The sequence below is a fragment of the Acidovorax facilis genome (assembly GCF_023913775.1).
In the GTDB taxonomy this organism is placed as follows: domain Bacteria; phylum Pseudomonadota; class Gammaproteobacteria; order Burkholderiales; family Burkholderiaceae_C; genus Acidovorax; species Acidovorax facilis.
Genome location: NZ_JAMXAX010000028.1, coordinates 1 through 17,961, shown reverse-complemented (window position 1 = coordinate 17,961; position 17,961 = coordinate 1). Strand labels below are relative to the sequence as shown.

Genomic DNA, 17,961 nt, shown 5'->3' with positions numbered 1-17,961 from the left:
CGCAAGCGCCGTGCTGCGAGTGCCGCTCCACCTCCACCTCAGCAAAGCGGAGCCCAAAAACGGAGGTCCGCACCCAGGTCTTGTTCATGCCCCTGCTTTTGGGGCAGCCCACCAGAACGCGCGTGCGCCGCGGAATGGTGTTTCGAGGGGTTCTGGTTATTCTTCTATAGTTCTATATATAAATAGCAGTAGTAGTAGAGCAAGCCACTTTCTGTGGACAAGGCCAATTTGTTCAATGCTGGCGCGGGGTTGCGCAGCTGCAAAGTCTGTGCGGCGGTCTGCACAAAGGGCGGGGCTCGCAGACAACAACTTCGGGCCATCGCCTTTTTGTGTGGATAACTGTCCAGTTGTGCTAGAACTGTTCCCAGTGTTATCCACAACGGGTGCCCGTCGACAACCTTTTCCATCCCACAAAGCACAAAGCCCGGGGTCCGTGGAGGACTCCGGGCTTTGTCAGGCAAGAAGAGAGGGAACCGCCGCCCACCTCTGAGCCGCCCCCTGCGTCAGGGCGGCCCCACGAGGGGATTTACTTCGCGGGTGCTGCCTGCGGTTGCTGATGGCGGCCTTCGCCACCCCGCATGCCGTGGTGCCCGTGTCGGCCTTCGCCGTCGCCCTTCATGCCTGCCATGCCTCCCATACGGTGGCCGTGGTGGGCCTGGGCGTCAAAGGTTTTTTGCTGCTCGGGCGTCAGTGCCGCGTAGAAGGCCTTGGTGGCCTCGCCACGGCGGTCGGCCTCGGCGGCGTGCTGGGCGCGCATGGCCCGCATGCGGTCGATGCGCTCGGGGGTGGTCAGTTTGTCCATGTTCTGGCGGTCCAGACGGGCAGGGCGTTCGCCCGGTTGCATGGCCGCAGTGAACGTTGTCCACGCGGGTTCTTGCGCGGCGGTCAGCTTGAGCTGGCCCTTGAGGGCGGCCAGGCGTTTGGCATGGTGTTCGGCACGTTTTTCTGCACGGTCGCCATGGTGGCGTTCGTGCCGTTCTCCGGCCTTGTAGCGCGGGGCGGCTTCGGTTGTGGGGGCGCCAGCAGCGGGTGGGGTGGCCGGGGCTGGCTGGGCCAGAACAGGCAGGGCCAGCGCGGCCAGAACAGTGGTGGCGGCAAGGCGGTGTTGGAAGCGGAAAGCCATGGTGTGGGTCCTTTTACGGGGGTGGCTCGCTGGAACGACCGTTCCGGCGATTGAGAGTCAGTGTCCGCCCCACATGTATCGCGGCCGTGCGCGTTGGATGACGCTGTGTAAAGTTGTGCCAAGAAGCTGCAGACCTGCGCGATCAAGGTTTTGATAAAAAATGGCCGCTAGCGCTTATCCATCAAGCGTTAATAGCTATTATATTTGTAGCTAATTCAGACGGCCATCGTTGCTTGTGCGCTCCGGCGGCAGGCTGCGTGCCGACGACCACCGACAATGGCATGTTCCGTGTCGGGCGGGCTGTTTTGCTCACGGGTTCGATCGCTCGATCGTCCGTTGGCAACAGCTTCACCGATAGAGAAAGTGCTCTCGCTGAAAGCGCTTCACCACCAACGCTCCCGAACAAAAGGTTATCTGTGTTCAAGAACATGATCGTGTACCGCATTGCCCCGCAATGGCAGGTTGAATTGACGCAAGTAGAAGAAGCCCTGGCAAAGGCGCCCTTCATGGAATGTGGTGCCACCCAGGAAAAGTCCCTGGGCTGGGTGCCCCCGCGCGGTGATGCACACGGCCCGCTGGCCGAGTCGGTCGGGGGCCAGTGGATCCTGCGCTTCATGGTCGAATCCAAAGTGCTGCCCGGCAGCGTGCTGGCCCGCCGCGTGAAGGAAAAGGCTGAGCGCATCGAGCAGGAAACCGGCCGCAAGCCCGGCAAGAAGGAAAGCAAGGAGCTGAAAGACGAGGCCAAGCTGGACCTGCTGCCCATGGCCTTCACCAAGCAGGGCTCGATGTGGGTGTGGATCGACACCACCTCGCGCCTGCTGGTGCTGGACACCTCCAGCCAGGGCCGCGCGGACGAAGTGGTCACCCTGCTGGTCGAGGCGCTGCCCGGCCTGTCGGTGTCGCTGCTGAATACCCAGACCAGCCCGCAGGCCGCCATGGCCCACTGGCTCAAGGAACAGGAGCCGCCCGTGGGCTTCACGGTGGACCGCGAGTGCGAACTCAAAAGCGCCAACGAGGAAAAAGCCGTGGTGCGCTACGCCCGCCACCCGCTGGATATCGAGGAGGTGCAGGCCCACATCGACGCCGGCAAACTGCCTACCAAGCTGGCACTGACTTGGGACGACCGCGTGTCCTTCATGCTCACAGAGGGGCTGCAGATCAAAAAAGTGTCGTTCCTGGACACCGTGTTCGAGGGCACCAAGGCCGATGACGGTGGTTTTGATACCGATGTGGCGATTGCCACGGGCGAGCTGGTCAAGCTGATCCCGGACTTGATTGAGGCGCTGGGCGGAGAGGCGGAGGGTGGCGTGGCCAGTGCGGTAGCTGCGGTGGCCTCAGCTGGGGACAGCATGCCGGCGCCTTCAGTGGAATCACGCGCCCCCACGAATTCAGCGCCTGCGCGAAAGAGTGGCGCTGGTGGCGTGGTGACGGGCCCTGCGCAAGTCCCAGTGGATACGGACCCGGAGTCGGCACCGTTTTAAAAAGCGGGAACTGATCGGTTCGCAGGGATAAATTTGGGAACTATAAAAACTCCTAAAAAGAAATAAAAAATGGAAAATTCTCAAAATCAAAAGAATGCTTCTATTGAGACGTTAAGAGCTTTGGCGGTTGCCTTGGTGTTTGTGCACCATCTTCATTCAGGAGCCAATATTGGCCTGCCCTTTTTTTACCAAATTGGTGGCTGGCTGGGTGTACAAATATTCTTTGTGATCAGTGGATATTTGATTATTTTGAGCGCCATTCGATATTCGGCAAGAGATTATTTTATTCATCGATTTTTTAGAATATATCCGGCGTACATATTTTGGTTTTTATTTTTTTCATTGGCTTTTAATCAATTGACGCTGGATAGTCTCGATGTAAGGGCTCTGTTGGCGCACCTGACATTCTTGCAGCATCTATTTCCTGGTTATTACTTCAAATATAATGCTCTGTTTGTGAGTTGGACGCTGACCATAGAATTGGTCTGGTATGTAATCGCATTCCTCTGCGCTACAAAATTTTCAAGACATCCATTGAAAATAACATTTGTTTTCATGGCTATTGCATACGTGTGGACTTTGTGGGGATGGTCCAATCCTTCGATCTACAAATCTTTGGATTCAAATGGCAGATATTTCTTTGTTAATAACAACTTTATCAGTCAATTGCCATTTTTCTTTTTTGGAGCATATATTGCTGTTAAAAATCCAAAATTTGATAAAGCAGGACTATTTGCAGTTTTCTTGGTGGCTGTGATTCTATCAACGTCATGGAAGCCACACTTTCCAGATCCGATATTTATCACTGGATTTGGTGTTGCATCGCTTTTTCTTATATTAAAAGATACCGATTACAAAAATCCAAAATTTGTCAATGTATTGTCTGATATTTCTTATTCGTTTTATTTGATTCACTACCCGGTGATAGTCTCTGTGGCACGCGTGATCGAGAACAAGGGAATGTTAGTCATCTTGTCTATCGTTATTACCGTTGCACTTGCCTACCTTAGCCATCGATTTATTGAGCAGCCTTTCATCAGGATGGCAAAGCGTCATGCTGGAAAGTTTGTCCAGAAAGATGGAAACATCAAACCAGCTTCTCAATAGACAAGTTGCACAGAATCTATATTTATTTGGATGCAGAGGTATTTGAATTTGCCATATTGCTTATTTCTCGCACAAATAACTTCCGCCAGGCATCTCGGGTTTCATCTTCCACCAGCTGAGGCATAAAACCGAAGGCCAGGGTGCGTTCCCCTCGCACCATGATGCCGTGGTTCTCCCGCTGCAGGGGTTCCCTGGCCAGCACCTTGTAGCCCGGACGGGGCGCCATGGATGCATAGTTTGTGTACAGGCGCTTTGAAGGTTTGAGCCGGTAGACTTTGCCGTCAATCAGGAAAACGCCGTTCCGGTTTTTCCACTCAATATTGGCAATGCCAAACACCTCATGCATCCAGTCAAAGGTGGGCTTGCCGTTTGCGTCAAATTCACCCAGGCGCATGTCCTGAATCAGTGCCCCGCCGTTTTTCCAGTAGGTGGTTAGCTTGGCCTTGATGCTCTGGGGCATGGCGGCCTGGTGGGGCACCAGGATGGCGTCCAGCTGCCCGATGATGGGGTCGTCCGAGAGAAGGTTCTTTTCGCCGATGACATGGACCTGCATGCCGGGCTCGCTGCTCAGAATCTTGTAGGACGCGAACAGCGCATCGCGGTGGGTGTTTCTGCCCGCGCTTTTCTCACCGTGCCACACGTGGAAGTTGGTGGTGGAGCCCAGGATGCCAATTCTGACCCGGCGTTCCGAGCCCGTTGTGACGGCGGAGCCCGACTTGGCAATGCGGGCGTGAAGCTTGTTCAGCTGCAGGCCAGCCAGCGGCCCCCCACCTGCCTGGTGGTGGAAGCCTCCGATCTCGTAGCCCATCACATGGGGCTGGGCCAGCGACTGGGCCACTGCCTGCTGGATGACGGGGATCAGCTCTGGCGTCTTCTTGGCTGCTTCCCACCGCTCACCATATGCGCCCACCATGACTTTCTTGTAGCCCAGTGAACCCATGTAGTTGGCCAGCGTGGGCAACACATCGGGGTCTGCCACCAGCCCATAGCCATCGTAGAAATTGAAGTCGATGACTGCGATGTCAATGCACGGGGCCAGCTTTTCGACGACACCCGTGGCGTAGATGGCGTCGTGGGAGGTAAAGGTTTCTGCAAAGTAGCCAATCGCCTCTGCCCCCTTGCTCCGGATCACATTGGCGTAGGCGCAGGTGGCTTCCTGGAGCCGGGTTTCCCGGAATTCCTTGTGGGCGTGCAGCAGGGGCTCTGCTTTAGGAACACCTGCTGCGATGTGGTTGTTGTAGTTGATGATGGGCTGTTTGGCGTTGTACTTTTTGGCAAACGCATCCTGGGTGGACTCCTTGTAGTCCCGCCACTGGTAGCCCATCTGCCCGTACTTGATTTCGTGCTCTTCCTGCAGGCCGATGGCGTAGCCCAGGACCTTGCCGGGGTAGCGCTTGGAGAAGTGATCGACGGTCTGGGCAATGAATGGGTCTGCGTATTTCCTGATCGACGCATCGGTGAAGTCGGGCTGCCAGCTGGGCTCGCCCGAAAAATTGCGCATGGCCATGTCTGGATGTGCCGTGGTGATCCATTGCGGCACGGTGGACATGTTGGGCACGAGCTGGCCCGTCTCGTCCTTGTAGGGGCGTCCACCCATGTCAATGACCAGCAGCAGCGACAGGCCGCCGTTGACGATGGCATCCAGATGGCGGTGGTACTGGGCAAATTCGTACTGGCCCTTGCGACTTTCGATATCGGACCAGTTGAGATAGACGGTGGCGTGGCTGAAGCCCTGGGCCTTGAGTTCGCGGGGCAGGTTCTGGTTCTGATTCAGATCCCAGGGCATGACGATGATGCTGGAGATGGGAGCGGGTGGAGGTGGGGCTGCTTGGCTGGCCAGCGCAACCAGCGAAACAAGAACGGCGGCAATGCGAAGAATTTTTTTCATGAAAGCGCTGGAAGAAAGGTTCCGTAGGAGGCGTTGGGCGGCCTGGATTCACAAAATGCGCCCCTCGCTGGGCGGTCAAAGCGCTGGCAACAAGAGGGATATCCATTCCATTGTTCCATGAACAACAGGGATACCTTGATCTTGTGCTGCGCGACACCGGCGCGGGGTGGTAGTGCGCCACCACCTGCTCGAAAGCCCGTTCAGCAGGCCGTCTGCACCATCTCCGCAAGCGCATGCACATAGTGGTCCTCGATGCCCAGTACGCCGAATTGCGCGACCAGCTGATCGAGGTATTCGCGGTTGCTGCCGATGCGGCCACAGGCGCTGGCTATGGTGGCGGCGGTGGCCTGCATGGACAGGTCGCCCCGGTAGTGTGGATGGGCTGTATTGGCCGTCAGCACCAGCGCCTGATTGACAACACCCTGGGGCGTCTGCAATGGCAGCAGGGCGGGGCTGTAGGCGCCGGTGATCATCTCGCGGCGCCAGAGCAGGCGTGACTCCTCTTCAACCGCACAGGCCGGAATGCGGAACACCAGCCCGTCGCAAGACTGCGCTGCGTCGCCCTGCAGCGTGAGCACGAGGCCGGGGCAATCCGGTGTGCCCCGGCCGATGGTGGTGCTCAGCGCAAAGCGCCGGGCGAATCCCGGCAGGTGCGCCCTGCGGACCTCGGCAAACTCCAGGCCGGGGTTCCACATCAGCGAGCCATATGCAAACACCCACAGGTCGTCCCGGCGTTCGGACACGCCCGCCAGCACCTGGCGGCGCGAGCGTTCGACGTCGCCGTCGGGCAGGCGCCAATCGATGGGCAGGCCCTGGCTGCGCGCCTGCGCGTCCCATTCCGCCAGGACCTCGTCGGTCAACCGCAGTCCGCAGGCGTGGGCGGGGATGAGCCGTCCTTGAAGTTCGGGAAGGTGCACAAAGGCAGGGGGCGTCATGTGCTGGGACTGCAGGAGATCGTGGGGCAAGCTCTACTGTAGTGGTCCGAGAACGGTTGGATCAATGGGCCGACTGACAACTCAGTGTTCCAGCCATGGTGTTGATGGCGGCGCGCGGTGACGTGTTACGGCAGAGGCCATGAAAGAAGGGGGCGCCGCCGTAGCGATGGCCCGTCAACGGCCCACAAATTGCGCGCTTTGGCGTTGGTGAAAGGCCTCCACCCCCGCACGGAAGTCCTCGGTGCCCGCGCAGTGCACAAAGGCGTCTTTTTCGGCCGCCAGTTGTTCGGGCAGAGTGCGGTCCATCGATGCGCGCATGAGGCGCTTCATCGCGCCGTAGGCCACGGTAGGCCCGGCGGCCAGGCGCTGGGCCAGGGTGGTGGTGGCACTGTCCAGTTCGGCGGCGGGCACCACGCGGTTGATGAGGCCCAGGCGCAGCGCGTCGTCTGCCGTGAAGGCTTCGCCCAGCAGCGCGATCTCCAGCGCCTTGCGCAGGCCCACGATGCGCGGCAGCGCCCACGAGGCGCCCACGTCGCAGCTGGTGCCCAGGTTGATGTAGGCCAGGTTCAGGCGTGTGCCTTCGGCGGCGATCACGTAGTCGGCCATGAGCAGCAGGCTCAGGCCCGCGCCCGCCGCCACGCCATGTACCTGCGCGATGACCGGCGCGTTCATCTGCGTGAGCAGCTGCAGCGCTGCGTTGAGCGGGGTAAGGATGTCGATGGCGCCCTGCACCGGGTCGGCGCGCAGGGTGGTCAGGTCGCCCCCGGCCATGAAGCCGCGGCCGTTGCCACACAGCACTGCGGCGCGCACGCTGGGGTCGGCGGCAATGGTCTGCACGGCGGCCAGGAAGGCGTTGGCCATGGGCACATCGATGGCGTTGAGCGCATCGGGCCGGTTGAAACGCAGCGTGGCGATGGCGCCGTTGCGTTCCAGCAGCAGGGGGGCGGTCGGGTCGGCGGCGGTGGTTTTCATGTCAAATTGGCCTCTAGCGCTTGCTATATAAGCGCAGATAGCTCCTGTTTTGATAGTAATCTACGCGGCAAGTGGTGAGCCCCGGGCTAGTGGTACAGCGCCTCGATCTCGGCCGCATAGGTCTTGTAGATGCTGGAGCGGCGCACCTTCATGGTTGCGGTCACCTCGCCGTCGTCGTGGTCCAGCTCCTTGGTCAGCAGGTGGAACTTGCGGATCTGCGAGACCTGCGCGAGGCGCTGGTTGCCCTGGTTGATTTCCGCATCGATGAGGACACGCACCTCGGGGTGCTCCACCAGCGAGCGAAAGTGCGTGAACGGAATGCGCCGCGCCTCGGCCCACTTGCCCACGGTCTCGTAGTCGATCATCACCAGCGCGCCGACGAACTTGCGCGCCTCGGCAACGATGATGCATTCCTTGATGAAGGGGCTGCCCTTCATCGTGTTCTCGATTTCGGACGGCGTGAGGTTCTTGCCACCGGCCGTGATCATGATGTCCTTGAGGCGGTCCACGATCTGGATCTGGCCTTGCGATTCGCGCACCACGTCGCCGGTGTGCAACCAGCCATCCACGATGCTGCTGGCCGTGGCCTCGGGGTTCTTGTAGTAACCCGCAAACACCATGTCGCCCCGCAAATGCAGCTCGCCGTTGTCGGCAATGCGGTGTTCCACGCCTTGCGTGGGCACGCCCACGGTGCCCACCACCACGTGGTCCAACCGGTGGCCTGTGACCATGCCGGTGGATTCGGTCAGGCCGTACACCTCGATGAGTGGCACGCCCAGCACGCGGAAGAAGCGCACCACATCGGGCGGAATGGGCGCAGCGCCGGTGAGCGCCACATGGGCATTGCGCAGGCCGATGAAGTTCTGCAGCGCGCGGAAGACGAGCCAGTAGCTGCCAGCAAAGGTCAGCTTGTCGGCAGCGCTCCAGGCACTGCGCGGCTTTTCGGCCAGCGGCTTGCAGGCGTTGTAGGCCTTGTGGAACAGCGCGCGGCGCAGGCCACCGGTTTCCTGCAGCTTGATGTGGATGGCGGCGTGCAGCTTCTCCCAGATGCGGGGCACGCCCAGGAACATGGTGGGAGCGACCTCGCGCAGGTCTTCCTGCACGGTGCGGATGGACTCGCCAAAGTTCACTTGCGAGCCGATGTACACGGGCACAAAGCTGGTGAGCATCTGCTCGGCCACATGGCACAGCGGCAGGTACGACAGGTGGGTGGTCTCGCGCGACAGCTCCAGCCGGTCCACGATGCCAGGCACCACGCCCCGGATGTTGCGGTACGAAATCATCGCGCCCTTGGGCTTGCCGGTGGAGCCCGACGTGTAGATCATCAGGCCCACATCGTCGAGCCGCTGGCGTGCCAGAGCATCGTCGATGATGGCTTGCTGGCCCGACGCCGCGCCAAGCTGTTCCACCTCGTCAAACGTGGTGATGAACTGCCGCACCTCTGGCGCAAAGCTGCGCAGGCCCTTGGTCTCCATGACCACGATCTTTTTCAGGCGCGGCAGCTCGGGCAGCGCGGCCAGCAGCTTGTCGGTCTGCTCCTGGTCTTCGCAGACCATGATCTCGATGTCGGCATGGCCCACCACGTAAGCCACCTCGTTGGTGGGGCTGGTGGGGTACACACCCACCGTCACGGCGCCCACCAGGCCTGCGCCCATCTGGGCCAGCACCCATTCGATGCGGTTCTCGGAGATCACGCCCACATGCCCGCCCACCGGCAGGCCCAGTGCCTTGAGGCCCAGGCCGAAGTGAGTGGCACGCTGGTGGTACTGCGCCCAGGTGAAGGGCTTCCAGATACCGAAGTCCTTTTGCCGTATGGCGATGCGCTGCGCGTCGGTGCGTGCGCGCTCGCGCAGCATCTGGGGCAGGGTGAGGTCGGGGAGTGTGCTCATGACAGCCAGCGTTTGCGACGCTTGTAGTGCTTGATGTCCTTGAAGCTTTTCGCCTCGCCACCACCGCCCATGCCAAGGTAGAACTCGCGCACGTCCGGGTCATTGGCCAGGCGCTCGGCCGTGCCGTCGATCACGATCTTGCCGTTCTCCATGATGTAGCCCCGGTGCGCCACGGCCAGCGCCACGGTGGCGTTCTGCTCCACCAGCAGCATGCTGGTGCCGCGTTCGGCATTGATGCGCGCGATGATGGTGAAGATGTCTTCCACCAGCTTCGGAGAAAGCCCCAGCGAGGGCTCGTCGAGCAGGATGAGCTGGGGCTGCGCAATCAGCGCGCGGCCAATGGCCAGCATCTGCTGCTCGCCGCCCGACAGGTACCCGGCCAGGCCCTTGCGCCGCTCATGCAGACGTGGAAAGTAGCTGTAGACCAGGTCGAAATCCGGCGTTGCATCCTTGCGGCCCGTGAGTGCATATGTGGCGGCCACCAGGTTCTCTTCGACCGTGAGGTCTTCAAACACGCGGCGGCCTTCCATCACGTGGCTCAGGCCGTTGCGCACCAGCTGCTGCGGGGCCACGGCGGCCGTGGGCTGGCCGTTGAAGTGGATGCTGCCGCTTTCGACCACGCCATCTTCCAGCGCCAGCAGGCCCGAGATGGCTTTGAGCGTGGTGCTCTTGCCTGCCCCGTTGCTGCCCAGCAGCGCCACGATCTGCCCCCGCGGCACGGCCAGCGACAGGCCGCGCAGGGCCTGCACCACCTTGTTGTAGATGACCTCGATATTGTTGACTTCGAGGACGTTGGCCGGGGTTGGCTGGGTCATGGCAAAGGCGAGGTCAGAGCTTGATCCAGTCCGAGGCGGCAACCATCTTCTGGGCCTTCATGTCCGCGCGGTACACACGGCCCACGGGGATGGAGTTGCCACTGATGGTGATCGGCACGCCGATGAGGCCGCCCGTGTCGAAGTCCTTGATGCTGTTGAGTGCAGCCTTGAGGTTCTTGCCATCGAGGGGTTTGCCCGCATCCAGCGTGCGCTTGGCCGCCTCGGTGAACAGCATGGCGGCCAGGAAGCCCTGGATGTAGGCCGTGCTCTGGTACTCGGGCCGCAGTGCGCGGATCTTCTCCAGCATGGGCGCCTTCTCGGTGTCGTAGTAATAGCGGTAGGGCATCACGCCCATGAAGCCGTCGGCGGCGTCGCCCATCTTCATCACGGTGGAGCTGTCCATGGTCCAGAAGGTGCCCATCCACTTGCTGGTCATGCCCTGCTGCTTGCCCTGGGTGATGAACTCGGGGATGGGCGCGAGGATGTAGCCGTGGAAGATGGTGTAGTCAGGGGCTGCGCGGCGCAGCTTGATGACTTCGCCCGACACGTCCACGCTGCCGGCGGGCGTCATGATCTTGACGGGCACCGACAGGCCAAGCTTCTTGGCTTCGGCCTCGCTTTTCTCGATGGGGTCGCGGCCGAACTCGGAGTCGGAGTACACGAAGGCCACCTTGGCGCCGGGCTTCTCTTTGGCGATGTGCTTGAGCAGGATGCCGAACATCTCGGTGTAGTCGGGGCCCACGAGGAACTGGTTCGGGTACTTGGCGGGGTCGTTCAGCTCTGATGCAAACGAGGCCCCGGCCATCAGCGTGGTGCCCGCGCGGTCCAGCTCGGGGTTGATGGTTTTGGAGAAGCCTGTGGAGTCGCCGTAGTAGAGATGAACCTTGTTCTGGCTGGTGATCTTCTTGTACGCGGCCACGGACACGTCGACCTTGTAGCCCGTGTCCTCGGGCACGTACTTGAGCTTGCGGCCCTTGATGCCGCCCGCGTCGTTGACCATCTTCACGTAGTCGCCAATGCCTGCGTTGATGCCCACGCCCGCAAACGCGAACACGCCGGTGAGCGGGATGGAGCCGCCAATCACGATGTCTTCGCCCGACTGCGCCAGCACCGACAGCGGGCTGGTGAGTGCGGCGGCGCCAGCGGCGGCCAGCAGTGTGCGGCGGCGTGGTGAGGTGAGGGTCTTGTGCATGCGTGTCTCCTGGTGGTTTAGTTTCTGAAAGGCCAGAGATGGAAGAAACGACGGACGCGCCGCCACACTTCGGCCAGGCCATGGGGCTCGAAGACGAGAAAACCGATGATGAGCAGACCAAAAATGACGGTGCGCACGGGCGAGAGGAACACCGTGAGTTCCGTGCCGCCGGGCAGCAGGCCCACGATGAGCTTGAGCAGCTCGGGCACCATGGTCATGAACACTGCGCCCAGGATGCCGCCCAGGATGGAGCCCATGCCGCCTACGATGATGGCCGCCAGGAAGAAGATGGACATGAGCAGCGGAAAACTCTCGGGCGTGACCACGCGAAAGAAGTACGCCCACAGCCCGCCTGCCACACCCGCGTAGAACGACGAAAGCCCGAACGACAGCAGCTTGTAGCGCAGCAGCGGAATGCCCAGCACCTCGGCCGAAATGTCGCGGTCGCGAATCGCAATGAAGGCGCGGCCCACGCGGGTGCGGAACAGGTTGGCCGCGCCCAGCAGCATGAGGAGGGTGACGGGCACGATCAGCCAGTACAGGCGGAACGAGGTATCGAGTGCCATGCCGAACAGCTTGGCGGGCGGCACGCTCAGGCCGCCTGTGCCGCCGGTGAACTTCCAGTTGGCAAAGATGAAGTGCGCGATGAACGATGCGGCAATGGTGGCAATGGCCAGGTACAGCCCCTTCACGCGCAGCGAAGGAATGCCCACCACGATGCCGCCCAGCATGGCGACGAAGCCACCGGTCAGCAGGTTGAGCAAAAAGGGCGTGCCCACCTTGGTTTCCAGCACGGCCACGGTGTAAGCGCCCAGGCCCATGAAGGCGGCCTGCCCCAGGCTGACCAGCCCTGTGTAGCCCGTGAGGATGTTGAGGCCTGTGGCGCTGGCCACGTTGATGCTGACCAGGCAGGCCAGGTACAGCCAGTAGTCGCTGGCCATGAACGGGAACAGCACCAGCAGCGCGGCGCCCACGGCCAGCCACACCTTTTGCGTGCGCGAGTCGAACAGCGCCGCGTCGGCGATGTAGGTTTCCTTGAGGGTTCCGATGCGCATGGGTCAAGCCTCCAAGGCGCAGATGTGTTTTGGCATCGTCGGCCTGGCCTGTGCCAAGCCGTTGTGCGAAAGGCCGCGGAGCAGGCCATGCGAGTGACCGCCGTGGAACCGGCTTTGCCGGGCCACCGGCGGTGTCCCCCTTGAGGGGGAAGACGCGAAGCGGCGCAGGGGGTGTTTCATAGTCTTTCGATTTCGTGGGTGCCGAACAGGCCATAGGGCCGCACCAGCAACACGGCGACCAGCACGATGAAGGTGGCCAGCAGCTTGTATTCGCCGCCCAGGTAGGCCCCGGCCACTGCCTCGATCAGGCCGATGAGCACGCCGCCGATGAGTGCGCCCAGCACGCTGTCGAGCCCGCCCACGATGACCACCACCAGCACCGACAGGCCAAACACGCCCATGCTCGATGAGATGCCACCAATCGAGCCGACGATGATCCCGGAGACCGCCGCGATCATGGCCGACACCACCCAGGCCAGCGAGAACACACGTGGCACGTTGATGCCGACGGAATAGGCCGCAGCCTGGTCGCTGGCTGTGGCACGCAGGGCCACGCCGCCGCGCCAGAAGCGGAACACCACCAGCACTGCCGCGATGAACACGATGGCGATCACGGCGCCCCAGAACACCTTGGGCGCGAGGAAGGCATCCCCCACCATGATGGGCTGCGTGGGCATGAAGTCGGGCAGGCGGCGCTGGTCGGCCGTCCAGATCATCTCGACCAGGCCCACGAGCACCGAGGCCAGGCCCACGGTGACCATGAAAACGGAGATCGGCGGCTCGCCCAGCAGCGGGCGGATCATGGTGCGCTCGATCACCGCGCCCAGCAGGCCCGTACCCAGCACGGCGGCGGGGATGGCCAGCCACAGCGGCAACGCGAACATCGATGCAAAGGTGAAGAACAGGTACGCACCCACCATGAGCAGCTCGCCAATGGCGATGTTGACCACGCGCGTGGCCTTGTAGACCATCACAAAAGCCAGTGCGGCCAGCGCGTACAGCCCGCCGCCCGCGATGCCGGTGAGGCTGATTTCAAACAGGTAGGCCCAGTCCATCATGCGGCTCCCTGCGGGGTGGTGGAGTGGCTGCTGGCCCGCAGCCTGGCGCGCAGGTCGCCCACATCGCCAGCGCCCAGGTAGGCGCGGATGACCTCGGGGTCCGCCTGCACCTGCGCGGGCGTGCCCTGTGCGATGACCTGGCCGAAGTTGAGCACCACCACGTGGTCCGACAGGTCCATCACCATGCCCATGTCGTGCTCCACCATCAGCACCGTCACGCCCCACTCCTCGCGCACGTCGAGAATGAAGCGTGCCATGTCTTCGGTCTCTTCGCGGTTCATGCCCGCCACGGGCTCGTCCAGCATCAGGATCTGTGGCTGCATGGCGAGGGCCCGGGCCATCTCCACGCGTTTTTGCAAGCCGTAGGGCAGGGCCGAGACGGGTGCGTGGCGGATGTGGTCGATTTCGAGGAAGTCGATGATGCGTTCTTCGATGTCTCGGCGCAGCTCGGCCTCTTCGCGGCGCGCGCGGCCGAAGTACAGCAGCGCGTCGAGCACGTTGGTTTTGAGGTGCGCGTGGCGGCCCAGCTTGATGTTGTCGAGCACGGTCATGCCCCGAAACAGCGCAATGTTCTGAAAGCTGCGGCCCAGGCCCAGCTTGGCGCGCTGCGGTGCGGGCACGCGGGTGATGTCCTGCCCCTGAAAGCGGATGGAGCCCTGGCTGGGCCGGTAGAAGCCCGAGATGGTGTTGAACAGCGAGGTTTTGCCCGCACCGTTGGGGCCGATGACGGCGGTGATGGAGCCGGGCAACACATCGAACCCTACGCCGGTCAGCGCCTTCACGCCACCAAACGCCAGGGTCACCCCCTGCACCTGGAGCAGGGGCGTAGCAGCAGTGGGGCCGGAAGGGGTTGTCTCCATTGGCTTTCTAATACGGGTTGTTCGCAGCTTCTGAACAGAAATTTCTTGCAGACCTGCAGAAATTTCCTACTTGTGCGTAAACTATTTACTCGTGAGTAGATTCTGGAAGTCGTCACCCCGTTCAGCATCCGTACTTTCCCGAGGAATCGCCACCCATGCCCCAGGCCAAAGCGGCATCGACCCGACGCAGCAGCAAAAGCAGCACGAGCAGCGGAAGCAGCCCCCAGCGCGCGGCCTCCAAGCCCTCATCAGCAGCCCCGGCACCCGGGCCCGAAGACGCGCCCGACGCCGCAGCTTCGCCCTGGGCTCCTGTGTCGCACCGCGAACGACAGCGCGAGGCCAAGCGCAACGCCGTGCTGCAGGCCGCGGCGCAGTTGTTCAATGAGCGCGGCTTTCATGCCACCTCGCTCGACGACATTGCGGCGCGCTTGAACGTGACCAAGCCCACGCTGTACTACTACGTGAAGAACAAGGACGAGATCCTGTTGCAGTGCGTGAGCAAGGGGCTTCAGATGATGCTCGAAGGCATAGCCGCTTCACGCGCCGCAGGTGGCAAGGCCATCGACCAGCTCATGACCTGCATGCAGGTGTATGCGCGCATCGTCACCATGGACTTCGGCATGTGTCTGATCCGCGTGGGCGACGAGCAGGTGCCCCCCGAAAGCCGCAAAGAGCTGCGCCGCCTCAAGTCCGCCATCGACCAGGAGTTCCGCCGCCTGGTGGCCGAGGGCGTGGCCGAGGGCTCGATCCAGCCCTGCGACCCCAAGATTACGGCCTTTGTGATTGCGGGTGCGCTGAGCTGGATCGGCCGCTGGTACCAGCCCGGCGGCGAGTACACAGCCGAGCAGGTGGCGCAGCAGTGCATTGCGACTTTGTGTGATGGGGTGTTGCGGCGGCCTGCCCAGGCTGCTGTGCCGGAGGTGGTGCCTGTCCCTGCCGCCCAGCGCAAGGTGGGGGGTGCCAAGGCCAAGACCCCGGCTCGGTCCGGCAAGGCCTGATGCCTCCCAGGGGCTAGGATCTCAAGGTTTTTTGGCCTCTTCCGCGCGATGGGGATGTCTTGATAGCTATCTATTTAATAGCGTTTTGCAGGGCGTTGCGTTTGCATCCCTGATGCTTGCGCACCCGTCTAAGTTGAGCTTTTTATAACCTCACGCTGCGCTTGGACAAGCTCAGCATGACAGGTTGTCGTCAATGCCGTGCCTTTGCTGCATGGTGCGTCAGCGGCTTCCTGTGATGGGCTTGCTTAAACAGGTTGTTTAACCCGCTACCGTGTTCTTAGTGCTGGTTTGGGTTTTATAAGTCGTTGATTTATATGAAATATTCTGCGGCATAAAGCATTGCTTTACCTCTAGGTATTGCCAGTTGGCTTAAAGACGGCTGCATCTGACAGATACCAACGGGCCCAGCGCCGCTGACCGAGAACATTGATCACCCCTTCATTGCGCAACTCCTCCAGGAGCTTTTGGACGGCCTTCATGGGAAGGGAGGGCAGCACTTGTCTGAACTCGCTCAACGGCGCACCGGCTTCACCTTGGTCTTTGAGATGCTGCAGCAGCAAAGCCTTGTTGGTTCCATGATCCAAGCCCCGTTTCCGGGTGTAGGTGCCTTTGCTGCCCAGCGAAGCATACAAGGCGGCCGCCAGGATGTATTTGGCGGTCTTGCCCCTACCAATAGTTTCTACGGCACCCACTTCCGCAAGGGCTGGCAATCGTTCCTGTAGCTGGGGTGCCATGGGCCGACCCTGTTGCAGGCATTCCAGGGCCAAATAGTCCAGTGTAGATAAGCTGCGCAGCGTCTCCTCCCCTAGCCGCTCCATGAACCGCACAAACGCCGGGTTGCGTACGCCACCCTCTAGCGTCAGCCGCACCTCGTGCGCGGCGGTGCCGGCAAAGCTGGGCAGGGGCTTGCCTTGACGCACAGCACTTTCCATCATTAGGTTCAAGCCCTGGCCGGACCGTTCGATTAGCCCGCAGCGCCCCAGGGCTTCGGCCAGTCGGCGGTTGCGCGGGTATTGCTGGTCGATGATGTTCTCAGGCGTGATGCCAGGCGGCAGGCCGCCGGGGCTCACTACCTCCAATCGCTTGGCAAATTGCCGCACAAAGACCGAGCCGCCCAGGCGGTAGTCGCGGTGGGCCACCGCGTTCAGGATGGCCTCGCGTACAGGCACCTCGTCAAAGGTGGGCAGGTCCATGCGAAAGAAATCGTCCTGGTAACTCTGCCGGTCGTTACGCAGGTTGATCTTTTTCCACAGTGCGTCTTGCCAGGCGAAGAAGCCTGCGCGGTATTCCTCGCGGTCGGCCGCCGGGCCTGCGGATTCCGAAGAGCGGTATTCAAACACCAACTCGGCCTGCGCCAGCCACCGCGTGAGTCCTGTGCGCGTGCCAAACAGGATAAGCGCCGCGTAGCTCACTTGGTCGCCGTCCACCAGCAGTTCGGCATCGCGCAGCGTTTGCAGGTCGCTCAGTTCGCGCCTGCGCGTGTCACCGCTCTTTTGGGCCCAGCGTTCCCGGAACAGTGCAATGGACGTCGGCTCCAGGTCGGCCAGCGTGGCACCGGGACAGGGCTGGGCTGAAAAGTCAGGGCCCGTTTCGGCGAACATCTCTCGCAGTTCCTGGCCACTAAGAGCAGCCAGATCGTCGCCCGCACGCTTGAAATAGCGGCCATCGATCTCCCACGCCGTACCCGGCAGGCGTGGTGGAACGTGAACGATTAGTACGCGCCCTTCGGGCAACAGCAGCTCTTCCACTGGAATGCGGTGCCCCAGCCGCTGGTGTAGCCCAGCCTCAGTCCGTTCCGGTGGGTCAAACGCCTGGGTTCCCACGATGCTCCGTGGGCGTTTGTCCGTCACGCCCAGCACGATGGTGCCGCCGCCCTCGTTAGCCATTGCCACGCAGTACTTGAGCAGCTTTTCAAAGTCGTAGCGCTGCTTGGCCTCTTTGAATTCCAGGCGTTGGCCTTCGGGTTCAAGCAGCCATTGTTGAAGCTGGGCGACAGAGGTGGGCATGAGGCAGGCAGTAGCAGGCAGTGGGAACGCCTGAGAGTCTGCCATGCGGAGCCGCCGGGGCCTAGTGTGAGCAGTTTTGGAGCTCTTTGTGTCCCAAGCGCTAGGCGGCCTCAATTCTGAAGTGCAACACCGAGAATTGAGGCCAAGATGACACAGAAGAATTACCAGCAGTTGAGCCAGAGCGAACGCCACGCAATAGCCCTGGGACTGCAGCAAAAGCAAAGTCTCAGCGCCATAGCCCGAGCCTTGGGGCGCAGCAAAAGCACCATCAGCCGAGAGTGTCAACGCAATGCGGGCGGTAAGGGCTAAAACTCCAAGTTCGCCCAGCAACGTAGCGACAAGCGCAGGTGTTTTGCCCGCCCCCAACTCAAGCTTGGCCGTGATGGACCTTTGTTCAAAATCGTTCGCGACTACTTGCGCCAGCGCTGGTCGCCCCAGCAAATCGCAGGACAGTTGTAAGCGACCAGCCGTACCACCTTGAACAGTCCCGCGACATCTCGCAAGATCGTGTGCACGTAAACCATCGTGGACACCATGCTCAAAGATTCAGAGACACCGAGATATGCGACGCGGCGTACCCAC

At 61.5% G+C, this 17,961-nt stretch carries 14 protein-coding genes and 1 pseudogene; 4 read left to right on the top strand and 11 right to left on the bottom strand.

The annotated features are described in order from the left end of the window. Positions 1–526 precede the first annotated feature (526 nt). Complete coding sequence (locus NFX52_RS10845; RefSeq protein WP_252635634.1) at positions 527–1,123, bottom strand: Spy/CpxP family protein refolding chaperone; 597 nt, start codon at positions 1,121–1,123, stop codon at positions 527–529. Between the two features lie 416 nt (positions 1,124–1,539). On the opposite strand from NFX52_RS10845, the gene NFX52_RS10840 reads away from it, so the two are divergent. Both NFX52_RS10840 and NFX52_RS10835 read left to right on the top strand, forming a co-directional pair. After that, on the top strand, positions 1,540–2,604 hold the full coding sequence (locus NFX52_RS10840; protein WP_055398815.1) for a recombination-associated protein RdgC: 1,065 nt from the start codon (positions 1,540–1,542) through the stop codon (positions 2,602–2,604). Positions 2,605–2,673: 69 nt separating this feature from the next. Next, on the top strand, positions 2,674–3,711 hold the full coding sequence (locus tag NFX52_RS10835; protein ID WP_082437476.1) for an acyltransferase family protein: 1,038 nt from the start codon (positions 2,674–2,676) through the stop codon (positions 3,709–3,711). 22 nt (positions 3,712–3,733) lie between these two features. Here the strand turns inward: NFX52_RS10835 and NFX52_RS10830 are convergent, their stop codons facing one another. From NFX52_RS10830 to NFX52_RS10790, 9 genes are all read right to left on the bottom strand, one after another. Next, positions 3,734–5,599 carry a beta-galactosidase gene (locus NFX52_RS10830; RefSeq protein WP_055398817.1) on the bottom strand — a complete coding sequence of 622 codons (1,866 nt, stop codon included), beginning with the start codon at positions 5,597–5,599 and terminating at the stop codon, positions 3,734–3,736. Positions 5,600–5,799: 200 nt separating this feature from the next. Continuing rightward, positions 5,800–6,534, bottom strand: a complete 735-nt coding sequence (locus NFX52_RS10825) for a gamma-glutamylcyclotransferase (RefSeq protein WP_055398819.1) — start codon at positions 6,532–6,534, stop codon at positions 5,800–5,802. Positions 6,535–6,708: 174 nt separating this feature from the next. Then, positions 6,709–7,506, bottom strand: coding sequence for an enoyl-CoA hydratase/isomerase family protein (locus NFX52_RS10820; RefSeq protein WP_055398821.1), 798 nt, complete (start codon positions 7,504–7,506; stop codon positions 6,709–6,711). An 86-nt stretch (positions 7,507–7,592) separates the two neighbouring features. Beyond that, a complete protein-coding gene (locus NFX52_RS10815; RefSeq protein WP_055398823.1) occupies positions 7,593–9,395 on the bottom strand; it encodes an AMP-dependent synthetase/ligase in 1,803 nt (600 codons plus the stop codon). Further along, positions 9,392–10,210: an ABC transporter ATP-binding protein gene (locus NFX52_RS10810; protein ID WP_055398825.1), complete on the bottom strand. Its 819-nt coding sequence runs from the start codon at positions 10,208–10,210 to the stop codon at positions 9,392–9,394. Before NFX52_RS10810 ends, NFX52_RS10815 begins: the two co-directional genes overlap by 4 nt. A gap of 13 nt (positions 10,211–10,223) precedes the next feature. Further along, positions 10,224–11,402, bottom strand: a complete 1,179-nt coding sequence (locus NFX52_RS10805) for an ABC transporter substrate-binding protein (RefSeq protein ID WP_055398827.1) — start codon at positions 11,400–11,402, stop codon at positions 10,224–10,226. A 17-nt stretch (positions 11,403–11,419) separates the two neighbouring features. Beyond that, positions 11,420–12,457, bottom strand: coding sequence for a branched-chain amino acid ABC transporter permease (locus NFX52_RS10800; RefSeq protein WP_055398829.1), 1,038 nt, complete (start codon positions 12,455–12,457; stop codon positions 11,420–11,422). 176 nt (positions 12,458–12,633) lie between these two features. Then, complete coding sequence (locus NFX52_RS10795; protein WP_055398830.1) at positions 12,634–13,515, bottom strand: branched-chain amino acid ABC transporter permease; 882 nt, start codon at positions 13,513–13,515, stop codon at positions 12,634–12,636. After that, entirely contained in the window at positions 13,512–14,375 is an 864-nt protein-coding gene (locus tag NFX52_RS10790; RefSeq protein WP_055398832.1) for an ABC transporter ATP-binding protein, read from the bottom strand. Before NFX52_RS10790 ends, NFX52_RS10795 begins: the two co-directional genes overlap by 4 nt. Before the next feature lie 155 nt (positions 14,376–14,530). Here NFX52_RS10790 and NFX52_RS10785 point away from each other — a divergent pair, with 155 nt between their 5' ends. After that, positions 14,531–15,373, top strand: a complete 843-nt coding sequence (locus tag NFX52_RS10785; protein WP_055398834.1) for a TetR/AcrR family transcriptional regulator — start codon at positions 14,531–14,533, stop codon at positions 15,371–15,373. 350 nt (positions 15,374–15,723) lie between these two features. Here the strand turns inward: NFX52_RS10785 and NFX52_RS10780 are convergent, their stop codons facing one another. Beyond that, entirely contained in the window at positions 15,724–17,379 is a 1,656-nt protein-coding gene (locus NFX52_RS10780) for an RNA/DNA-binding domain-containing protein (RefSeq protein WP_055398835.1), read from the bottom strand. A 147-nt stretch (positions 17,380–17,526) separates the two neighbouring features. Here NFX52_RS10780 and NFX52_RS10775 point away from each other — a divergent pair. Further along, positions 17,527–17,835 (top strand): annotated as a pseudogene (locus NFX52_RS10775) (transposase); the annotation flags it as partial. Positions 17,836–17,961: the final 126 nt, after the last annotated feature.

Bases quoted from the DNA above. Each gene is read 5' to 3' on its own strand.
- NFX52_RS10805 (WP_055398827.1), bottom strand. From the start codon at position 11,402: ATGCACAAGACCCTCACCTCACCACGCCGCCGCACACTGCTGGCCGCC.
- NFX52_RS10780 (WP_055398835.1), bottom strand. From the start codon at position 17,379: ATGCCCACCTCTGTCGCCCAGCTTCAACAATGGCTGCTTGAACCCGAA.
- NFX52_RS10845 (WP_252635634.1), bottom strand. From the start codon at position 1,123: ATGGCTTTCCGCTTCCAACACCGCCTTGCCGCCACCACTGTTCTGGCC.
- NFX52_RS10830 (WP_055398817.1), bottom strand. From the start codon at position 5,599: ATGAAAAAAATTCTTCGCATTGCCGCCGTTCTTGTTTCGCTGGTTGCG.
- NFX52_RS10820 (WP_055398821.1), bottom strand. From the start codon at position 7,506: ATGAAAACCACCGCCGCCGACCCGACCGCCCCCCTGCTGCTGGAACGC.
- NFX52_RS10790 (WP_055398832.1), bottom strand. From the start codon at position 14,375: ATGGAGACAACCCCTTCCGGCCCCACTGCTGCTACGCCCCTGCTCCAG.
- NFX52_RS10825 (WP_055398819.1), bottom strand. From the start codon at position 6,534: ATGACGCCCCCTGCCTTTGTGCACCTTCCCGAACTTCAAGGACGGCTC.
- NFX52_RS10835 (WP_082437476.1), top strand. From the start codon at position 2,674: ATGGAAAATTCTCAAAATCAAAAGAATGCTTCTATTGAGACGTTAAGA.
- NFX52_RS10815 (WP_055398823.1), bottom strand. From the start codon at position 9,395: ATGAGCACACTCCCCGACCTCACCCTGCCCCAGATGCTGCGCGAGCGC.
- NFX52_RS10785 (WP_055398834.1), top strand. From the start codon at position 14,531: ATGCCCCAGGCCAAAGCGGCATCGACCCGACGCAGCAGCAAAAGCAGC.
- NFX52_RS10795 (WP_055398830.1), bottom strand. From the start codon at position 13,515: ATGATGGACTGGGCCTACCTGTTTGAAATCAGCCTCACCGGCATCGCG.
- NFX52_RS10810 (WP_055398825.1), bottom strand. From the start codon at position 10,210: ATGACCCAGCCAACCCCGGCCAACGTCCTCGAAGTCAACAATATCGAG.
- NFX52_RS10800 (WP_055398829.1), bottom strand. From the start codon at position 12,457: ATGCGCATCGGAACCCTCAAGGAAACCTACATCGCCGACGCGGCGCTG.